Source organism: Stenotrophomonas maltophilia, from assembly GCF_001274595.1.
Taxonomy (GTDB): domain Bacteria; phylum Pseudomonadota; class Gammaproteobacteria; order Xanthomonadales; family Xanthomonadaceae; genus Stenotrophomonas; species Stenotrophomonas forensis.
Genome location: NZ_CP011010.1, coordinates 4635930 through 4655087 on the forward strand (window position 1 = coordinate 4635930; position 19158 = coordinate 4655087).

15 protein-coding genes are annotated in these 19158 nt (G+C 68.4%); 5 read left to right on the forward strand and 10 right to left on the reverse strand.

The genetic code is table 11. From position 1 onward, the window contains the following. Positions 1 to 35: 35 nt before the first annotated feature. The gene (dkgB, locus tag VN11_RS21025) at positions 36 to 845 is read left to right on the forward strand and encodes a 2,5-didehydrogluconate reductase DkgB (RefSeq protein WP_053451133.1); all 810 of its coding nucleotides are present in this window, start codon (positions 36 to 38) and stop codon (positions 843 to 845) included. A 114-nt stretch (positions 846 to 959) separates the two neighbouring features. On the opposite strand, the gene VN11_RS21030 is transcribed toward dkgB, so the two are convergent. After that, complete coding sequence (locus VN11_RS21030) at positions 960 to 1667, reverse strand: alpha/beta fold hydrolase (RefSeq protein WP_053451403.1); 708 nt, start codon at positions 1665 to 1667, stop codon at positions 960 to 962. Between the two features lie 159 nt (positions 1668 to 1826). On the opposite strand from VN11_RS21030, the gene VN11_RS21035 reads away from it, so the two are divergent. After that, positions 1827 to 2207, forward strand: coding sequence for a YbjQ family protein (locus VN11_RS21035; RefSeq protein ID WP_053451134.1), 381 nt, complete (start codon positions 1827 to 1829; stop codon positions 2205 to 2207). 24 nt (positions 2208 to 2231) lie between these two features. On the opposite strand, the gene VN11_RS21040 is transcribed toward VN11_RS21035, so the two are convergent. Further along, a complete protein-coding gene (locus tag VN11_RS21040; protein WP_053451135.1) occupies positions 2232 to 4958 on the reverse strand; it encodes a bifunctional acetate--CoA ligase family protein/GNAT family N-acetyltransferase in 2727 nt (908 codons plus the stop codon). Between the two features lie 83 nt (positions 4959 to 5041). Beyond that, positions 5042 to 6412 carry a magnesium transporter gene (gene mgtE / locus VN11_RS21045; RefSeq protein WP_053451136.1) on the reverse strand — a complete coding sequence of 457 codons (1371 nt, stop codon included), beginning with the start codon at positions 6410 to 6412 and terminating at the stop codon, positions 5042 to 5044. Between the two features lie 343 nt (positions 6413 to 6755). Between mgtE and VN11_RS21050 the strand changes: the two genes are divergently transcribed. Beyond that, a complete protein-coding gene (locus VN11_RS21050; protein WP_053451137.1) occupies positions 6756 to 8534 on the forward strand; it encodes a monovalent cation:proton antiporter-2 (CPA2) family protein in 1779 nt (592 codons plus the stop codon). A 64-nt stretch (positions 8535 to 8598) separates the two neighbouring features. Here VN11_RS21050 and VN11_RS21055 read toward each other — a convergent pair whose 3' ends face one another. The 7 genes from VN11_RS21055 to VN11_RS21085 form a co-directional block, all read right to left on the reverse strand. Continuing rightward, the gene (locus tag VN11_RS21055) at positions 8599 to 11937 is read right to left on the reverse strand and encodes an ankyrin repeat domain-containing protein (RefSeq protein WP_053451138.1); all 3339 of its coding nucleotides are present in this window, start codon (positions 11935 to 11937) and stop codon (positions 8599 to 8601) included. Then, entirely contained in the window at positions 11930 to 12190 is a 261-nt protein-coding gene (locus VN11_RS21060) for a YcgL domain-containing protein (protein ID WP_006476245.1), read from the reverse strand. The genes VN11_RS21055 and VN11_RS21060 overlap by 8 nt, the downstream gene beginning before the upstream one ends. A 150-nt stretch (positions 12191 to 12340) precedes the next feature. Next, the gene (cydB, locus tag VN11_RS21065; protein ID WP_006476247.1) at positions 12341 to 13354 is read right to left on the reverse strand and encodes a cytochrome d ubiquinol oxidase subunit II; all 1014 of its coding nucleotides are present in this window, start codon (positions 13352 to 13354) and stop codon (positions 12341 to 12343) included. Position 13355: 1 nt separating this feature from the next. Then, positions 13356 to 14753 (reverse strand): cytochrome ubiquinol oxidase subunit I, encoded by a 1398-nt coding sequence (locus tag VN11_RS21070; protein ID WP_053451139.1) that lies wholly within the window; start codon positions 14751 to 14753, stop codon positions 13356 to 13358. A gap of 199 nt (positions 14754 to 14952) precedes the next feature. Next, complete coding sequence (locus VN11_RS21075; protein ID WP_053451140.1) at positions 14953 to 15168, reverse strand: hypothetical protein; 216 nt, start codon at positions 15166 to 15168, stop codon at positions 14953 to 14955. Continuing rightward, the gene (locus VN11_RS21080; protein ID WP_053451141.1) at positions 15165 to 15818 is read right to left on the reverse strand and encodes an RNA polymerase sigma factor; all 654 of its coding nucleotides are present in this window, start codon (positions 15816 to 15818) and stop codon (positions 15165 to 15167) included. Before VN11_RS21080 ends, VN11_RS21075 begins: the two co-directional genes overlap by 4 nt. A gap of 37 nt (positions 15819 to 15855) precedes the next feature. Next, a complete protein-coding gene (locus VN11_RS21085; protein ID WP_053451142.1) occupies positions 15856 to 16185 on the reverse strand; it encodes a hypothetical protein in 330 nt (109 codons plus the stop codon). A 167-nt stretch (positions 16186 to 16352) separates the two neighbouring features. Between VN11_RS21085 and VN11_RS21090 the strand changes: the two genes are divergently transcribed. Together VN11_RS21090 and VN11_RS21095 are read left to right on the forward strand one after the other, a co-directional pair. Then, entirely contained in the window at positions 16353 to 18722 is a 2370-nt protein-coding gene (locus VN11_RS21090) for a S9 family peptidase (RefSeq protein WP_053451143.1), read from the forward strand. Then, positions 18719 to 19138, forward strand: a complete 420-nt coding sequence (locus VN11_RS21095) for an NUDIX hydrolase (RefSeq protein WP_053451144.1) — start codon at positions 18719 to 18721, stop codon at positions 19136 to 19138. The genes VN11_RS21090 and VN11_RS21095 overlap by 4 nt, the downstream gene beginning before the upstream one ends. Positions 19139 to 19158 lie beyond the last annotated feature (20 nt).

Genomic DNA, 19158 nt, shown 5'->3' on the forward strand with positions numbered 1-19158 from the left:
CTCCTGCTACTCCCTTCCCCCCGTTGGAGCTTCCCATGACTGTCCCCGCCTTTGGTCTCGGCACCTTCCGCCTGAAGGACCAGACCGTGATCGACTCGGTGCGCAACGCGCTGGAGGTCGGCTACCGCGCCATCGACACCGCGCAGATCTATGGCAATGAAGCCGAAGTCGGCCAGGCCATCGCCGAATCGGGTGTGCCGCGCGACGATCTGTACCTGACCACCAAGGTGTGGATCACCGAGTTCAAGCACGATGCGTTGCTGGCCAGCCTGCGCACCAGCCTGGAAAAACTGCGCACCGACCGCGTCGACCTGGCGCTGATCCACTGGCCGTCGCCGAACGACAAGGTCGACGTGCCGATGGAGGAATACCTGCCGGCACTGGCCGAAGCCAAGGCGCAGGGACTGGCCCGGGAGATCGGCATCTCCAACTTCACCATCGCGCAGACCCGCAAGGCGATCGAGATCCTCGGCGCCGACGCGATCGCCACCAACCAGGTCGAGATCCATCCGTACCTGCAGAACCGCCTGCTGGTGAAGTTCCTGCAGGACAATGGCATCCACATCACCGCCTACATGAGCCTGGCCTATGGCGAAGTGCTGAAGGACCCGGTGATCCAGGCCATTGCCGGCCGCCACCAGGCCACCCCGGCGCAGGTTGCGCTGGCCTGGGCGCTGCAGCAGGGCTTCTCGGTCATTCCGTCGTCGACCAAGCGCGACAACCTGGCGGCCAACCTTGAAGCGGCGGCCGTGCGCCTGACCGACGAAGACATGGCGCAGATCGCCAAGCTCGACCGCGGCCATCGCCTGGCCAACCCGGAAGGCATCGCCCCGGCCTGGGATTGATCCCGACCGTGTTTGCGGCACCGAATCGGTGGGTGCCGACCTTGGTCGGCACTGACCTGTGATCGATCGTTGAAACAACGTGCCGACCAAGGTCGGCACCTACCGAAGGCGGGGTTATCCCTCGTCCTGCAACAACCAGCCGCGCATGGCGGCGCTCACTTCATCCGGCTTTTCCATCGGCGCCAGGTGCCCGCAATCGGGCACCACCACCAGCTGCGAGTGCGGCACCAGCGCGTGCATTTCCTCGCTCACTGCCAGCGGCGTGATGCGGTCGTTGGCACCGCACACGATCAGCAGCGGGTCGCGATAACCTGCCAGCACGTCATGCCCATCGCGGCGCTCCAGCGCGCTCTGGCGCAGGAACACTTCGGCGCCCAGCCGTGCGGTCATGTCGCGCACGCGCTGAACCAGCACATAGTCGTCCAGCCGGGAGGCATCGATATAGCTGCGCATCAGTACGTCACCGAAGCCATGGAATTTCCCCGGTAGGCGCACGCTGGCACGTTGGCTGCGGCGCTGTTCGGCGCGCTCGGGCGAATCGGCATGGATCGAGGTGTCGATCAATGCCAGCTGCAGTACCCGCTCCGGAGCGATACGCAGGATCTGCTGGGCGACGAAACCACCCAGTGAGAAGCCGGCCAGCGCAAACCGCTCCGGTGCCTGCGCCAGCACGTCTTCGGCAACCGCCTGCAGGGTTTCGCCACGGGTCTGGTCGCCCACCGTGCAGTCGGCGATATCGGCCAGGTCGGCCAGCTGGGCGCGCCACAGCTCGGCATCGTTGAGCAGGCCGGGTAGCAGCAGCAAGGGAATGCGGTCGGTCATGGCGGTATTGTCGCGCCAGTACGGTGACGGAGCCATGCCGCATCGGGTCATTGGGTTGTAGAGTCGAGCTTGCTCGACTGCTTCCCGCCGTAGAGTCGAGCTTGCTCGACTGTCTGGCTGGCAGTCGAGCAAGCTCGACTCTACGACACGGACGCGACCATGGCAGACCCCTACAACAGCGGCATCCCCTCCCCTCCGGCGCTGCGCTTCGACGATTCGCTGGTCACCACCGCCTTCGAGCTGCCCGGCCACCGCGTGGCGCGCAACCTGGGCGTGGTGCGTGGCATCACCGTGCGCTCGCGCTCGATCGTCGGCAACTTCCTGGGCGGCATCCAGACCCTGTTCGGCGGCAACATCACCATCTACACCGAACTGTGCGAACAGGCCCGCGAGGAAACCTACCGCGACATGGTCAAGCACGCGCGGCAACTGGGCGCCAACGCGATCATCGGCATGCGCTACGACGCCACCGACGTGATGACCGGGCTGACCGAGGTGCTGTGCTACGGCACGGCGGTGGTGGTGGAACCCCTGCGCTGAGGCCGGTGTGCCGCCGGGCGTGATTCACGCCACCGGGGGCACCTCCGGCACCTCGACCTGCTGCACCGGCAGGGTCACCATCATCACCGTCGGGTCGTCCGGGTCCAGCTTCGTCTTGAAGCCCAGGCTCTGGCACATCGCCAGCATGGTGCTGTTCTCGCGCAGCACCTGGCCCTCGACCACGTCCAGGCCCAGCCACTTGGCGTACTCGATCATGATCGCCATCAACCGCCAGCCGATGCCGTGGCCCTTCAGGTCCGACCGGATCAGGATGCCGTACTCGCCACGGTGGTAATCGGCGTCGGCGTGCAGGCGCACCGCGCCGAGCATTTCGCCGCTGCGCGGTTCAATCGCCACCAGTGCGATCGAGCGCGCGTAGTCGAGCTGGGTCAGGCGCGCGATGAATTCGTGGCTGAAGTGCTTCACCGACTGGAAGAAGCGCAGGCGCAGGTCCTCGTCGCTGACCCGGGCGAAGAACGCGCGGAACAGCGCGTCGTCTTCCGGCCGCACCGGCCGCACGAAGGCACGGCCGCCGTCGGACAGTTCGATGGTGCGCTCCCACTCCTTCGGGTACGGGAACACCGAGAAGCGCGGATGGCCGCGGCCCTTGTGCAGGATGCGCGAGGGCGCAATGGCGACGCGCGCATCCAGGGCGAGGATGCCCTTGCCATCGACCAGCAGTGGATTGATGTCCAGCGTGCGCACTTCGGGAATGTCGGCGGCCAGCTGGGCCAGCTTCACCAATGCCAGCGCCAGTGCACGCTCGTCGGCGGCCGGCACGTCACCGTAGGCCTTGAGGATGCGCGAGGCACGGGTCTGGCCGATCAGTTCGTGGGCCAGGCGCAGGTCCAGCGGCGGCAGTGCCAGTGCCTTGTCGTTGATCACTTCCACCGCAGTACCGCCACGGCCGACCACGATCACCGGGCCGAACGTGGCATCGTCGGCGATGCCGACGATCAGCTCGCGCGCTTTCGGGCGGACGATGGTCGGCTGTACCAGCAGGCCATCGATGCGTGCGTCCGGCCGCAGCTGGCGGGCCCGCGACAGGATCGCATTGGCCGCGCTCTGCACCGCCGGCAGCGTGCCCAGGTTGAGGCGCACGCCATCCACTTCCGACTTGTGCGGAATGTCCGGCGACAGGATCTTCAACGCCACGCTGGCGCCGCGCTCCAGCAGCGGTTGCGCCAGGTCCATCGCCTCATGCGCATCGCGCGCGTGCATCACCGGCGCGGACGGAATGCCATAGGCCTTGAGCAGTTCGTGGGTGGCCAGCGGGTCCAGCCACTGCTGGCCGTTGGCCAGCGCGGCATCGACCAGCGCGCGCGCAGCCGCCGCATCGACATTGAAATCCTGTGGCAGGCTGGGCGGCGTTTCCATCAGCGCGTTCTGCGCTTCGCGGTAACGCACCAGATGCTGGAAGCCACGCACGGCTTCGGCCTCGGTCGGATAGGTCGGCACCCGCGCCGCGTTGAGCGTGGCGGTGGCCTGGTCATCGTTGCCCAGCCACACCGCGAATACCGGCTTGTCGCGGTGATGGCGCGGGCGCAGGCCGAGCGTGCGGGTCAGCGCCTGTGCCGCATCGGCGGACGAGGTGAACGCGGTCGGCACGTTGACCACCATCACCGCGTCGTTCTCGTTGTCGGCCAGCAGCGCTTCGATCGCCGAGGCGTAGCGGTCACCGTCGGCATCGACCACGATGTCGACCGGATTGCTGCGCGACCAGCCCTGCGGCAGCACCGCGTCGAGCTTTTCGATGGTGCTGTCGGACAGGTTGGCCAGCGTGCCCCGCAGTGCGATCAGCTGGTCCACCGCGAGGCGGCCGACACCGCCGCCGTTGCTGAGGATGGCCAGGCGGCGGCCGGGGAAGGTGCCCAGCCGGCCCAGCGACTCGGCGGCGGTGAACAGTTCGTCCAGCGCACCGACGCGCAGCAGGCCGGCGCGGTTGAACGCCGCGCCGTAGACATCGTCGGCGCGCGCAAGTGCCTGCACGTGGGTATCGCGGCTGCCCGGCTGCACGCGTTCGGCGCGGCCCGACTTCACCACCACCACCGGCTTGGCACGCGCGGCAGCACGCGCGGCCGACATGAACTTGCGCGCGTCCTTGATCTGCTCGACATAGAGCAGGATGGCGCGGGTGCGGTAGTCGGTGGCGAAGTAATCGAGCAGGTCGCCGAAGTCGACATCCATCGTGTCGCCCAGCGAGACCACGGCAGAGAAACCGACCGAGCGCGCCACGCCCCATTCCACCAGTGCGGCGGCAATGGCCGAGGATTCGGAGATCAGCGCGAGGTCGCCGGCCTGCGGGAAATGTGCGGCGATGCTGGCGTTGAGCCGCGCGTGCGGCGCGATCACGCCCAGGCAGTGCGGGCCAAGGATGCGCAGGCCATGCGTGCGCGCCACCGCCTCCACCTGCGCCGACAGCGAGCCGGGGCCTTCGCCCAGGTGCGCGGTGAGGATGATCGCCGCCTGCACGCCACGTTCGGCCGCGGTGCGCACCACCTGCGGCACGATCGTCGCCGGCGCGGTGATCACCACCAGGTCAGGCACCCAGTCCAGGTCCTTCAGCCGTTTGACCGTGCGGATGCCATCGATCTCGGCATGTCGCGGGTTGATCCAGGCCACCTTGCCGGGAAAGCCGGTGCCACGCAGGTTGCGCATCACCGCACGGCCGGCCGAACGCTCGCGCGGGCTGCCACCGATCACCGCGACCGACTGCGGACGGAACACAGACTGCAGATGGTAGGTACTCATGCGCCTACGGTACCCAAAAAGGGGACGGAGGGGATTAAGTCGTTTGTGGCACAAACGACTTAATCCCCTCCGTCCCCTTTTTGTTACAGCAGCGTGCCGTGCAGGATCATCGCGGCGATGCTGAAATAGATCACCAGGCCGGTGACATCCACCAGGGTGGCGACGAACGGGGCCGAGGCGCTGGCCGGGTCGAAGCCGAGGCGCTTCAGGATGAACGGCAGCATCGAGCCGGACAGCGAGCCGAAGGTGACGATGCCGACCAGCGCCGCACCGATGGTGATCGCCAGCAGGATCCAGTGCTCGCCGTAGTCGTGCAGGCCACCCAGCTGCCAGATCACGATGCGCACGATGGCCAGGCAGCCGAGGATGGCGCCGAGCACCATGCCGGTCGGGATCTCGCGCAGGGCCACTTTCCACCAGTCGCGAAGGCGCAGTTCGCGCAGCGCCAGGCTGCGGATCAGCAGCGAGGTGGCCTGCGAACCGGAGTTGCCACCCGAACTCATGATCAGTGGAATGAACAGGGTCAGCACCACCGCGCGCGCCAGTTCGTCCTCGTAGTGCTGCATGGCGCTCGCGGTCAGCATCTCGCCCAGGAACAGCACGCTCAGCCAACCAGCACGCTTGCGCAGCATCTCAAGGAAGCCGATCTGCATGTACGGCTTGTCCAGCGCTTCCATGCCGCCGAACTTGTGCGCATCCTCGGTGGATTCCTCGATCAGCGCATCCAGCACGTCATCGACGGTGACGATGCCAAGCATCTGCTGCTGCGCATCGACCACCGGGATCGCCAGCAGGTCGTGGCGGCGGATCAGCCGCGCCACTTCCTCCTGGTCCATCAGCGCGTCAACGGTCACCGGCGGATTGACCTGGGCCACGTCCAGGATCGATTCCTCCGGCAACCCGGTGATCAGCCGGCGCATGGTCACCACCTGCTGGAGGTGCTGGCTGGCCGGGTCCAGCACGTAGATCGCGTACACCGTTTCGCGGGTGCGCTCGACCTGGCGGATGTGCTGCAGGGTCTGCGCCACGGTCCAGCTGGCGGGCACCGCCACGTACTCGGTGGTCATCAGCGCGCCGGCGGTGTTGGGCGGGTAGCTCAGCAGCTTCTGGATGGCCTGGCGGGCATCGGTGCCCAGCAGCGGGATCAACCGCGCGCGCTCGTCCTCGTCCAGCTCGTGCACGATGTCGGTGGCGCGGTCATCGGCCATCAGCCCGAGCAGGGCGGCGGCGCGCGCCGGCGGCAACGCGGCCACCAGCTCGCCACTGCGGTGCAGTTCCGGCGCTTCGAGCATCTTCACCGCACGCGGCAACGGCAGCGCCGCCAGCGTGTCCGCGGCGCGGGTCAGCTCCAGCGTATTGAGGAACTCCACCGCGTCGGCGGTGTTGTAGTTCGCCAGGGGTGCGGCCAGGGCAGCAGCATCGGCCCCTGCGCGCAGCAATTGCTTCTGGTTCATCGGTTCTGCCTTGTGGGGGTGCGACCTCGCGCAACGCCAACGCAGGCAAACCGTCCCGATGTCAGGCGGTGGCCATCGCTGGCGTCGAACGAGGTCGACTTCTACTGTCGCTGGACATGGGTTGGGGACTCCGGGATGCGTGTGCCGGCGGACGCGCCGCCAGCGGCGGGGAGTCTGGACCTGCCGGGCAGGCAGGTCAACCCGGGGCCAGCCGGCAGCGTTGCCCGCACGCGTGTCCTCGTGCGTACACGCACCGGCGCGCATAATGTGGCAGTGGCGTTCGCCATGCTTTCCCTCCTCCGAACGGACGCGCGGCCGGTTCCCCCGATGACCAGGTACTCCCATGCATAGCGGTGGTCTGGAACTGGCGCTGGTGCTGCTGCTGGCGGCGGTCATCGCTGTGCCGGTGTTCAAGAAGTTCGGCTTCGGCGCGGTGCTGGGCTACCTGGCGGCCGGCGTGGTGCTGGGCCCGGACGGGCTGGGCTTCGTGCAGGACGCCGACCGCATCCTCGGCGCCGCCGAGATCGGTGTGGTGATGCTGCTGTTCGTGATCGGCCTGGAACTGTCGCCGGCACGCCTGAAGGTGATGCGGCGCTCGGTGTTCGGTGCCGGTGCGGCGCAGGTGGCGCTGTCCGGGCTGGTGCTGGGCGGCCTGTTGCTGCTCGACCATTTCCAGTGGAAAAGCGCGCTGGTGGTGGGTGTGGCGCTGGCGCTGTCGTCCACCGCGGTGGGCCTGCAGCTGCTGTCCGAGCACAAGGCGATCAACAGCGACCATGGCCGGCTGGGCTTTGCGATCCTGCTGTTCCAGGATCTGATCGCGATCCCATTGCTGGCGGCCATTCCGCTGCTGGGCGGGGTCAAGAACGAGACGCTGCGCTGGGAGGACGCGGCCGTGGCGCTGGGCGCGCTGGCGGTGGTGATCCTGTGCGGGCGGTCGGTGCTGCGCAGGGTGTTCAGCATCATTGCGCGCACCCGCAGCCCGGAAGTGTTCACCGCCACCGCCCTGCTGGTGGTGCTGGGCACCGCCTGGTTCATGCAGGAAGCCGGCCTCAGCCCCAGCCTGGGTGCATTCCTGGCCGGCGTGCTGTTGTCCGACTCGGAATTCCGGCACGAACTGGAAGCACAGATCGAGCCGTTCAAGGGGCTGCTGCTGGGCCTGTTCTTCATTGCGGTGGGCATGGGCATCGACCTCGACCGCATCGCGTCCGAGCCGTGGCTGATCGCCGCCGGCGTCGGCATCCTGCTGGTGGTCAAGTTCGGCCTGCTGTACGTGATCGGGCGTATTGCAAGGCTCAGTTCGCGACAGTCGCTGCTGCTGGGCAGCGTGTTGTGGCTGGGCGGTGAATTCGCCTTCGTGGTGTTCAACGAAGCGCAGCGAGCGCACCTGCTGGGCAACGCCAACCATGACCGGCTGGTGGCCATTGTCGGCCTGTCGATGGCGATCACACCGCTGCTGATGATCGCGCTGCTCAGGCTGCTCGGCCAGGAAAAGGCCGCACCGCGCCAGGCCGCCGAGGCTGACAAGGTGGCACCGGACAACCGGCCGAAGGTGCTGATCGCCGGCATGGGCCGCTTCGGCCAGGTGATCGCGCGCCTGCTGACCGCGCAGAAGGTGCCGTTCGTGGCGCTGGAGGCGAACCCGGACACCGTGGCCGACCTGCGCCGCTTCGGCAACCAGCTGTACTACGGCGACCCGACCCGGCCCGAAATGCTGCGCGCGGCCGGTGGCGAGCACATCGATGTGTTCGTGATCACCGTGGATGACCCGGAGACCAACCTGCGCGCGGTGCGCATGGTGCGCCGGCTGTACCCGGATGCGACGGTGCTGGCGCGAGCGCGCAACCGCCAGCATGCGTGGCGGCTGATGGACATGTCGGCCGAGCCGTTCCGCGAAGTGTTCGGCACCAGCCTGGAAATGAGCGGGCGCGTGCTGACCGCGCTGGGCGTGGCCCCGAACGTGGCCGAACGCCATGTGCAGCGCTTCCGCGAACACGACGAGCAGTTGCTGCGCGACCAGTACCTGGTCTACGACGACGAGGCCGCGGTGATCCAGACCTCGCGCGATGCGCGCAACGACCTGATGCACCTGTTCGAGGCCGACGCGGAAAGCGACGACACGTAGGCGTGCCGACCAAGGTCGGCACCCACCCGATGATTCGCGAACCCGGTCGTGCCGGCCGCTGGGATCAGCCGTTGTCGCGCAGGAACCGGGCCATCGAGGAAACACCCGGCACGCGCGGCTCGAACTCACCGGCCACGTCGATGAAGCCGCGCATCACCGCGATCTCGCGTGGGCTGCGGTTGAGGCTGTCGCGCACTTCCGGATCGGCACCGGCACGCAGCAGGCGCTGCACCAGCAGCGGCAAACCGTGCAGGGCGGCCAGGTGCAGCGGGCCGAAACCGCGCGGGTCACGCACGTCCAGGCTCACGTCCTCGTCCAGCAGGCGCTCCACCGCGGCCATCACCACCTGCTCGTCGCAGGCGGTACCCGGCTCGGCGCGTGCGCCCAGCAGCAGCAGCAACGGCGTAACCGAACCGGCAGCAGCCTGGTCCGGTTCCGCACCGGCCAGCAGCAGGGTGTCGAGCAGGGCCAGCAGGCGCGAGCGGTCACGGGCACTGAAGCCATACAGCGCGGCACAGTGCAGCGGACCCAGCTGCTGCGCGTCACCGGCGTGCACGTCGGCACCGGCGGTGAGCAGGCGCGCGACGATGTCCGGCAGGCCAAGCGCCGAGGCCAGCATCAGCACCGTCACTCCGCCCGGCAGGCGATGTTCCAGCTTGGCACCGGCATCGAGCAGGGCCGAGACGATATCGACCTGGCGCATGCTGACCGCCGCCGACAACGGCGTGGCACCACTGGCCGCGGCGTGCTGCGGATCGGCGCCACGCGCCAGCAGCAGATCGGTCACTGCCAGATGGCCGCCACCGGCCGCACGCAGCAGCGCGGTGCAGCCCTGTGCATCAACCGCGTCGACCGCAAATCCCAGATCGATCAGGCGGCGCACAGCGTCCACATCACCGGCCATCGCGGCGGCCGGTAGATCGGCCTCGCGCAGGGTGCGGCGTGGCAACGGCCACACCCGCCAGTCCAGCCAGTCGGCCAGGTCACGGCGCCCAATCGACAGCGCCACGCCCAACGGCGTCTGGCCATCGGCGGCGCGTGCCTCTGGCGAGGCACCGTGCTGCACCAGCAGCTTCAGTGCACCTTCTCGGGCCAGCGCGGTGGCCAGATGCAAGGCGGTCATGCCGTGGCTGTCGCGCGCTTCGCGATCGACGCCAGCCTTCAACAGGGCCTGCTGCAGGCGCAGCCAACCCAGGCGTACCGCCAGCGACAGCGGCGGATCACCGGCCGGCGAGGCCGCAAACGGATCGGCGCCACGTTCCAGCAATTCCAGCGCCAGCTGTTCCAGCCCTCGGGCGGCCTGGTCGTGCTGGGCGCAGGCGGCGAGGAAGCGCGCGAGGCCACCGCGTCCGGCCGGCGACAGGCCACGCTGCAGCATCACCTGCAGTGCAGGCACCGCATCAATGCCGCGCGACAGCAAAGCGAACATCGGCGTGTCGGCGCAGGCGTCACGCACATAGGGATCGGCGCCGTGGCCCAGCAGCCAGTCGACCGCACGTGGTTCCAGCGCCAGCTCAGGATCGAGCAGCAGGCCACCCAGTTCTTCCGGCTGGCACAGCCTGGCCAGCGCGGCCATGCCTTCGGTGTTGCCGAAGCCCAACGCTTCACGCAGCAGGGTCAGCGGCGGACGGTCCGGCAGCAGGCCGCTGGCCATGGCCGCTTCGCCGCGCTCGGCCAGCCCATCACTGACCGCAGCCGGCAACGGATAGGACGGGTCCAGCAGTGCGACGATCGCCCAGCGGCCCGCTTCAGCAGCGTAGTCCACCGCGCGGCGGCCGACCGGATCGGCGGCATCGGCGGCGATGCCCAGCTCAACCAGGCGCTTGATCAGCAGCGGCGAGACATCCTCGGCCATCACCGCCAGCTGCACCGCGTTGCGGCCTTCGCCGTCCACTGCAACCAGGTCCGGCTTGTGTGGAAGCAGGTGCTCGACCACGGCGGCACGGCCGGCACGGGCCGCTTCCAGCCACGGCGTACGGCCCAGCGCATCGCGCGCTTCCAGGTTGGCGCCGGCACCGAGCAGCACGCCGATGATCTCGACGTGGCCGGCCAGTGCGGCCTCGTGCAGCGCGCTGCGGCGTTGGCGATCACGCGCGTCGGCCCGTGCCTTGTGCTTGAGCAGCAGCTGCACGCCGGCCGGATCATCGTCTTCGGTGGCGGCGGCAGCCAGCAGCACCGGGGTGCCTTCGGCCGGCTCGCTGCGGGCACCGCGTTCGAGCAGGAAACGCGCCAGGCGCCAGTTGCCGACCTGGCAGGCCACCGCCAGCGGTGACCAGCCGTCGTTGTTCAGCGCGTCGACTTCGGCCGCGGCATCGCGCAGCAGCGCCGCCACGCCCGGGTCGGAACTGCGCGCAGCATGGTGCAGCGGCGTGTTGCCGTCTCCGTCGGTGGCGCGCGAATCGGCGCCGTTGGCGAGCAGGGTCATCACCGCTTCGGGGCGGCCATGCCAGCTGTCACGGGTCGCCGCCAGCAGCGGAGTCATGCCGCGGTGCGGCGCGTTCACGTCGACGCCGCGGGCGATCAGCTCGCGCAGCAGGCGCAGGTCCGGCAGCACCGCGGCCAGTACCGCCAGGCTGCGCTGGTCGCGCCAGTTCGGGTCCGGCAATGCATAGGGATCGGCACCGGCCTGCAGCAGCTGCAGGCCGCGGTCGATGCGGCCATGGCGGGCGGCTTCGTACAGGGCCGGGGTCAGTTCCTGCGGCGCCATCGCCTCCAGCGGCGCGGTCTCGGCCGCGGCGGCGAACATCGGTTCGTGTTCGTGGCTGGTCGCGTTCAACGCGCCAGTACGCAACGACACCAGCGGTGCGGGCGCCACCCGCTGCAGCAGCAGGTGCAGCAGCGGCGACAGCACCACCACCGCCAGCGCGGCCGGCCATCGTGCACTTTCAGGCAGCAGGTCGGGCCAGGCCGGCAGCACCACCAGTGCCGCCAGCGCGATCACCAGCGCGGCCACACCGAGGCCGCGCCAGGCGGTCAGGTCGCGCCCGGCCAGCGCCTGCCAGTGTTGGGCCAGGCTGCCATCCAGGCGTTCGACATCGTTCCACAACGGCCAGGTGCGCCAGGCCGCCAGCAGGCCGGCACTGACCAGCACGCTCAGGCCCAGCACCGCGGCCAGGCTGCCGCTATCGCGCAGCGCCGCCAGCGGCCAGGCCAGCAGCAGCGCCAGCAGGACCGGTGCGGCCGCCCACAGCGCCAGCAGCGCGGGCAAATCCTGGCGCGCAACCACCTTCAACGGCAGCAGCGCGCGGCTGCGCCGCCACCACGACACGCCCAGCGCGAACGCAGGCTGCGCCAATGCGGCAAGCAGGGCGCCCGGGACGCCGCCCACGGCAGCGCCCAGCGCCAGCACGGCGCCAACAGTGAAGGCGATCGACAGCGCGCGCGGACGGGAGGGATCAGTCATAGTGCCGCGGCATCAGGCTGGCCACCGACGGCGGCACCTGCAGGTAGAAGCCGCGTTCGCTCATTTCGCTGCGGACCTTGTCCGGGTCGGCCTGGGCCAGGCGGCGCTGGGCATCCAGGGCAACGTCCAGCACGAAAGTGAGCGTCCCCAGCGATTTGAGCAGCGGCGCAGGCAGCGCGCTGAAATCTTCGCGTCGGGGAACGTAGACGTAGGTGTCCGGCTTGAGTTGGCTTTTATAGACGTAGGCGTGCATGTCCGCGGGACAATAACCCGGGAAGAGCCATGATTGTGTCGGAAAGCCGACACCGGGGAAAGCCGTCAGCCGACGATGGCGGCGTGATCGACGGTGTTTCCCCGACGAGGTTCAGCAATGTGGCGACGGCGTTCAGCCTTGGCCCGATGCTCAGTGATAGCCGGCGTCGGCGTGCACCTTGCCGCGGAACACCCGGTAGGACCACGCCGTGTAGCCGAGGATGACCGGCAGCAGGATCACCAGCCCGACCAGGGTGAAGCCCAGCGATGATGCCGGCGCAGCGGCCTGCCACAGGGTCATCGATGGCGGCAGCAGGTACGGCCACATGCCCAGCACCAGGCCGAGGAAGCCGAGCACGAACAGGGCAAGGCTGAGCAGGAACGGCGGCAGGTCACGGCGCGGATGGGTGGCGCTGCGCCACAACGCGGCCGCCACCGCCAGGGTCAGCAGCGGTACCGGCGACAGCCACCAGAAGTTGCCATCGCTGAACCAGCGGTCCATCAGGCGCGACTGCAGGAAAGGCAGCCAGCTGCTGACCAGGCCCATCGCCGCGATCACCGCCACCACCAGCGGCCGGGTCATCTGCCGCGCCAGCGCCTGCACGCGGCCTTCGGTCTTCAGGATCAGCCAGGTACTGCCCAGCAGTGCGTAGCCGGCCACCAGCGCAGCGCCGGTCAACATCGCGAACGGACTGAACCAGGCGAACGGGCCACCGTGATAGACGCCGTCCTGCAGGGGCAGGCCCTGCACCAGCGTGCCGAGGATCACGCCCTGGGCGAAGGTGGCCAGCAGCGAGCCCAGTGCGAACGCCACGCTCCACAACCGGCGTGAGCGATGCGCCTTGAAGCGGAACTCGAAGGCCACGCCGCGGAACACCAGCGCCACCACCAGCAGCAGCACCGGCAGGTACAGCGCCGACAGCAGCACCGCGTACGCCTTGGGGAATGCCGCCAGCAGGCCGGCGCCGCCCAGCACCAGCCAGGTCTCGTTGCCGTCCCAGATCGGTGCGGCGGTGTTCATCATCAGGTCCAGCTGTTCCTCGTCTTCGGCGAACGGGGCGAGGATGCCGATGCCGAGCACGAAGCCATCCAGCACCACATACATCAGCACACCGAAACCGATCACCGCGAACCACGCCACCGGCAGCCAGGTCATCAGGTCCATGTCAGCGATCCTCCAGCGGTTCGTCGGCTGCCGACAGCGGGCGCGCCGGGGTGTGGCTGCCGTGGTCCAGCGATGGCCCTTCGGCATACGGCTGCGGCCCATGGCGCAGGATCTTCACCAGGTACCAGATACCCCAGCCGAACACGAAGGCATAGCCGACCACGTAGACACCCAGCGACAGCGCGGTCATCCACGCGCTCTGCGGGCCGACCGCATCGGCGGTGCGCAGCACGCCATACACCACCCACGGCTGGCGCCCCATTTCGGTGACGAACCAGCCGGACAGCAGTGCGATAAAGCCACTCGGCAACATCCAGTTCCAGCCGCGCAGCAGCCACGGCGAATCCAGCAGCTTCCGGCGCCACAGCTGGAATGCCGAGACCCAGGCCAGCAGCAGCATCAGCGTGCCCAGCCCGACCATGATGCGGAAGGCGAAGAACACCGGCGTCACCGGCGGCCGTTCGCTGGCCGGTACCGACGTGAGCGGATCGAAGCTGCCGTCCAGCGAATGGGTGAGGATCACGCTGCCCAGCTTCGGGATCGCCACTTCGAAATCGTTGCGCTCTTCCTTTTCGTTGGGCAGCGCGAACACCACCAGCGGCACGCCCTCGCCTTCCTTGGTTTCATGCCAGTGCGCTTCCATCGCCGCGATCTTCATCGGCTGGTGCTTGAGCGTGTTCAGGCCATGCATGTCGCCGACGAAGATCTGCACTGGCACGGTCAGCGCCGCGAACGCTACCGCCGCGACCAGCATGCGCCGGCCGGCTTCCACGTGCGTGCCCTTGCGCAGGTACCACGCGCCGACGCCACCGATCACGAAACAGGTGGTGATGAACGAACCCAGCGCCATGTGCGCCAGGCGGTACGGGAACGAGGGGTTGAACACCACCTGCCACCAGTCCACCGGGTGCAAGATGCCATTGACCATCTCGTAGCCGGCCGGCGTGTGCAGCCAGCTGTTGGACGAGAGGATCCAGAACGTGGAAAACAGCGTGCCCAGCGCCACCATGCAGGTGGACAGGAAATGCAGGCGCGGCGAAACCCGCCCCCAGCCGAACATCATCACGCCCAGGAAGCTGGCTTCCAGGAAGAAGGCGGTCAGCACTTCATAGGTCAGCAGCGGGCCGATGACCGTGCCGGCCACTTCGCTCAGCCGCGGCCAGTTGGTACCGAACTGGAAGGCCATGACGATGCCGCTGACCACGCCCATGCCGAATGACACGGCGAAGATCTTCTGCCAGAAGAAATACAGCTCGCGCCACACGGGCAGTTTCGTGCGCAGCCAGCGCCATTCAATGAAGGCCAGCCAGCTGGCCGTGCCGATGGTGAAGGCCGGGAACAGCACGTGGAAACTGATGACGAATCCGAACTGGATCCGGGACAACAACAACGCGTCCAAGGGACGCCTCCTGCCTGCGACCGGTGGGATACCGGACCACTTTAGGAGGATTTGGTTAAGCCGGGATGCGACCGGGTGACGCGCTGCTTCACTTTGTCGCAGGGGTCAACCGCTCTGGTAGCTGCCAACCTTGGTTGGCACACACGCCCAAACGCCGACCAAAGTCGGCATCTACCAGGCCCACCGCCCGGAGGACGCCTCAGTGCCAGAAATACCAGGCCGCGGCAGCCAGCAGCGCGCCAAACAACAGCACCTGCACCACCACGTAAAGCACACCGCTATCGCGCGATTCGGCTGTGATGCGCTTCTGCAGTGCCTCGCTCACATCCGGCGTCTGCTCCTGCTGCGCCTGCTCACGCAACGCCTGTGCCAGCGCGCGCTCGTCCGCATCGCGAGGGTCAGTCGATTGGCTCACAGCAGTTCTCCGGCGGTGGCGTGCCGCGTCAGCTCCTGCTTCAGGATCTGCCGCGCGCGGTACAGGTGGCTCTTGATGGTACCGCGCGCCAGCCCGGTGACCTGCTCGATCTCGGCCAGATCGAAGTCCTCCAGATAATGCAGGCCCACAATCAATCGCTGCGGCGCACTCAATCGCTCCAGTGCCGCGCCCAGCTGGCGACCGGCCTGCAGCGATTCGCTGAATTCAGCCGGCCCGGGGCCTTCATCGCCGATGCCCAGTTCCTCGGGCACCTCCACCGCCACCATCCATTGCGCCTCCAGCCGCCGCCGGCGCAGGTGCTGCAACGCAGTGGTGTAGGCCACCCGCGAAACCCAGGTGCGTAGCGAGGATTCAAAGCGGAACCGGTGCAGCTGGCGGAACACCGCCAGGAAGGTCTCCTGCAGCAGGTCGGCGACCTGGTCGCGGTCGCCGACCATGCGCCCGATCACATGCGCGCAGGTGCGTTGATGGGTCTCCACCAGCTGCGAGAACGCCGCCTGCGAGCCGTCGATGATGGCCCGTACCAGGGCCTGGTCCGCATCCAGCGGTGCAGCGAGTGCCCCCGCCGCTGCTGCATCGTGGCGGCGACGGCCCCGCAATGCCGACAATGCTTCGCCGAGCAGGCTCATCTACGGGGCGCCCCCTGTGCCCGTGGCATGGGCCAGCTCAGCCCTTGCGCGCCGCAGGACGGGTGAAGTGCCAGGCCAGCAGCTGGCCCAGGCCGGCGCTGCCAACCAGCGCGGCGGCGGCACCGAAGGTCAGGTCACGGGCGCCGATGACTTCCAGCAGGGCCATCGCCAGCGCCAGGCAGACCAGGCTGATGCCCCAGCGCAGCGCGCCCTGGCGGCGGCGCTCCTCTTCCAGCACGGCCAGCGAGCGGATCACTTCCTCCGGCACGTGTGGGGCCACCAGCTTGCTGCGGGCGCGGGCATCGGCAATGGCATGGATCGCATAGGCGATGCAGATGAAGAGGGTGATCGGGATCAGTTCCTGCATGGTCGGGCTCCTGTTCGGTGGATGATGCGGGTTCAGGACAATGGATGCGCGACCACGGCAACCGGTTGCAGCAGTTTGCCGATTCCGCTGCCATGACCTGTGGCCCCTGCCCGCGGCCGGGGCGGCTGCTACCCTTGCCCGGTTTCCTCTTCCGGTGCCGTCCGCCCATGTCCCGAGTGCTGCCCCTGTCCCTCCTGCTGTCGGCCGTGCTGGCCGCACCGGCCGCGTATGCCGCGCCGACGCCGATCACCATCGAACAGGCCATGGCCGACCCGGACTGGATCGGCCCGCCGGTCGAGAAGGCCTGGTGGTCGTGGAACAGCCAGCAGGTGGAGTACCAGCTCAAGCGCAACGGCAGCCCGGTGCGCGACACCTTCCGCCAGCCGGTGGCCGGTGGCGTGGCCGCGCAGGTGGCCGATGACCAGCGCGGCACCCTGGACGTAGCCGAGCCGGTCTACGACCGCAGCCGCAGCCGCAGTGCGTTCGTGCGCAATGGCGACGTGTTCGTGCGTGACCTGCGCAGCGGCGCGCTGACCCAGCTGACCCGCAGCAACGAGCGCGCGGGCAACGTGAACTTCGCGGCCGACAACGGCGTGATCTGGCGCGTCGGCCAGAACTGGTTCCACTGGACCGCCGCCAGCGGCGTGCAGCAGGTGGCCAGCCTGAAGGCCGAGAAGGACCCGCGTACGCCGCCGAAGGCCGACGTGCTGCGCGACCAGCAGCTGCGTACGCTGGAAACACTGCGCCGCGACCGCGACCAGCGCGAGGCGCTGAAGGACCAGGACCAGCGCTGGCGCCAGGCCGACCCGACCCGCGCGCCCGGCCCGGTGTACCTGGGCACCGATGTGGAGATTGCCGACAGCGTGCTGTCGCCGGACCTGGGCCACCTGATCGTGGTGACCAAGCCGAAGGACTTCGATGACGGTCGCGGCGGCAAGATGCCGCTGTACGTGACCGAATCAGGCTACGAGGAAACCGAGGACACCCGCACCCGCGTTGGCCGCAACGGCTTCGAGCCGCACACCCTGTGGTACGTCGACGTGCGCTCCGGCAAGGCCGAGAAGCTCTCGCTGTCGGGCCTGCCGGGCATCGGCACCGATCCGCTGGCCGAACTGCGCCGCAAGGCCGGCAAGGACGCGCTGAAGGGCGAGCGCAGCGTGCAGGTGATGAGTGATTTCATGGGCGGTGGCATCCGCTGGAGCGCCGACGGCCAGCAGGCCGCGGTGATGCTGCGTGCCAACGACAACAAGGACCGCTGGATCATCAGCGTCAACGCCGCCGACGGCCGCGTGCAGAACCGCCACAGGCTGACCGACAACGCCTGGATCAACTGGGGCTTCAACGATTTCGGCTGGATGGCCGACGGCCGCACGCTGTGGCTGCTGTCCGAGGAATCGGGCTTCTCGCATCTGTACACCCAGGCCGGCAGCGCCAAGCCGCAGGCGCTGACCAGCGGCAAGTGGGAGACCTCGGCACCGGTGCTGTCGGCCGATGGCAAGGGCTTCTACTTCCTGTGCAACCAGCAGGCCCCGCATGACTATGAAGTCTGCGCGGTCGACACCGGCAGCCGCCAGGTGCGCGAGCTGACCAGCCTCAACGGCGTGGAAGACTTCTCGCTGTCGCCGGATGGCCAGCAGCTGCTAGTGCGCTACTCCGGCGCCTACCTGCCGCCGCAGCTGGCGGTGCTGCCCAGTGCCGGCGGCCAGGCGCGCGTGCTGACCGATACCCGCACCGCCGACTACAAGGCCCGCCAGTGGATCCAGCCGAAGCTGGTGGCGGTGCCGTCCAAGCATGGCGCCGGCGTGGTCTGGGCCAAGTACTACGAACCGGAAAACAAGGAGCCGGGCCGCAAGTACCCGATCGTGATGTTCGTGCACGGCGCCGGCTACCTGCAGAACGTGCACCAGCGCTACCCGGCCTACTTCCGCGAGCAGATGTTCCACAACCTGCTGGTGCAGAAGGGCTACATCGTGCTGGACATGGATTACCGCGGCAGCGAGGGCTACGGCCGCGACTGGCGTACGGCGATCTACCGCAACATGGGCCACCCGGAACTGGAAGACTACAAGGACGGCCTGGACTGGCTGGTCGGCACCCAGCAGGGTGACCGCGACCACGCCGGCATCTACGGCGGTTCCTACGGCGGCTTCATGACCTTCATGGCGCTGTTCCGCTCGCCGGGCACCTTCAAGGCCGGCGCCGCGCTGCGTCCGGTGGTCGACTGGCACCAGTACAACCACGGCTACACCAGCAACATCCTCAACACCCCGGACATCGATCCGGAGGCGTACCGCGTGTCCTCGCCCATCGAGTACGCGCAGAACCTGCAGGACAACCTGCTGATCGCCCACGGAATGATGGATGACAACGTGTTCTTCCAGGACTCGGTGAACCTCACCCAGCGCCTGATCGAACTGCACAAGGACAACTGGTCGATCGCGCCGTACCCGCTGGAACGCCACGGCTATGTCCGTGCCGATTCCTGGCTGGACCAGTACAAGCGCATCCTCAAGCTGTTCGAGCAGAACCTGAAATGAGCACTGCCGCGGCCACGATAGAGATCGTGGCCGCGGTCATCCTGGATGACCGTGGCCGGGCGCTGGTGGTGCGCAAGCACGGCGCCCACCGCTTCATCCAGCCGGGCGGCAAGCCCGAACCCGGCGAAGCGCCGCTGCAGGCGCTGGCCCGCGAGCTGGACGAGGAACTGGGCGTGCAGCTGCGCGCCGATGCCACCCTCGCGCTGGGCGCCTTCGAAGACTGGGCGGTGAACGAGCCCGGCCATCGCGTGCGGGCGCAGGCGTGGTGGGTGCAGGTGGACGGTACACCGCAGGCGCGCGCCGAGATTGCCGAACTGGCCTGGGTGCCGCTGCAGCCGCCGCACGGCCTGCCCTTGGCACCGCTGAGCGAACACCATATCCTGCCGGCCGTCGCCACCCGGGTGACGGCCCGCTGACCGCGCGGGTGCCGATTGCA

Bases quoted from the DNA above. Each gene is read 5' to 3' on its own strand.
- dkgB (WP_053451133.1), top strand. From the start codon at position 36: ATGACTGTCCCCGCCTTTGGTCTCGGCACCTTCCGCCTGAAGGACCAG.
- VN11_RS21030 (WP_053451403.1), bottom strand. From the start codon at position 1,667: ATGACCGACCGCATTCCCTTGCTGCTGCTACCCGGCCTGCTCAACGAT.
- VN11_RS21035 (WP_053451134.1), top strand. From the start codon at position 1,827: ATGGCAGACCCCTACAACAGCGGCATCCCCTCCCCTCCGGCGCTGCGC.
- VN11_RS21040 (WP_053451135.1), bottom strand. From the start codon at position 4,958: ATGAGTACCTACCATCTGCAGTCTGTGTTCCGTCCGCAGTCGGTCGCG.
- mgtE (WP_053451136.1), bottom strand. From the start codon at position 6,412: ATGAACCAGAAGCAATTGCTGCGCGCAGGGGCCGATGCTGCTGCCCTG.
- VN11_RS21050 (WP_053451137.1), top strand. From the start codon at position 6,756: ATGCATAGCGGTGGTCTGGAACTGGCGCTGGTGCTGCTGCTGGCGGCG.
- VN11_RS21055 (WP_053451138.1), bottom strand. From the start codon at position 11,937: ATGACTGATCCCTCCCGTCCGCGCGCGCTGTCGATCGCCTTCACTGTT.
- VN11_RS21060 (WP_006476245.1), bottom strand. From the start codon at position 12,190: ATGCACGCCTACGTCTATAAAAGCCAACTCAAGCCGGACACCTACGTC.
- cydB (WP_006476247.1), bottom strand. From the start codon at position 13,354: ATGGACCTGATGACCTGGCTGCCGGTGGCGTGGTTCGCGGTGATCGGT.
- VN11_RS21080 (WP_053451141.1), bottom strand. From the start codon at position 15,818: ATGAGCCTGCTCGGCGAAGCATTGTCGGCATTGCGGGGCCGTCGCCGC.
- VN11_RS21085 (WP_053451142.1), bottom strand. From the start codon at position 16,185: ATGCAGGAACTGATCCCGATCACCCTCTTCATCTGCATCGCCTATGCG.
- VN11_RS21090 (WP_053451143.1), top strand. From the start codon at position 16,353: ATGTCCCGAGTGCTGCCCCTGTCCCTCCTGCTGTCGGCCGTGCTGGCC.
- VN11_RS21095 (WP_053451144.1), top strand. From the start codon at position 18,719: ATGAGCACTGCCGCGGCCACGATAGAGATCGTGGCCGCGGTCATCCTG.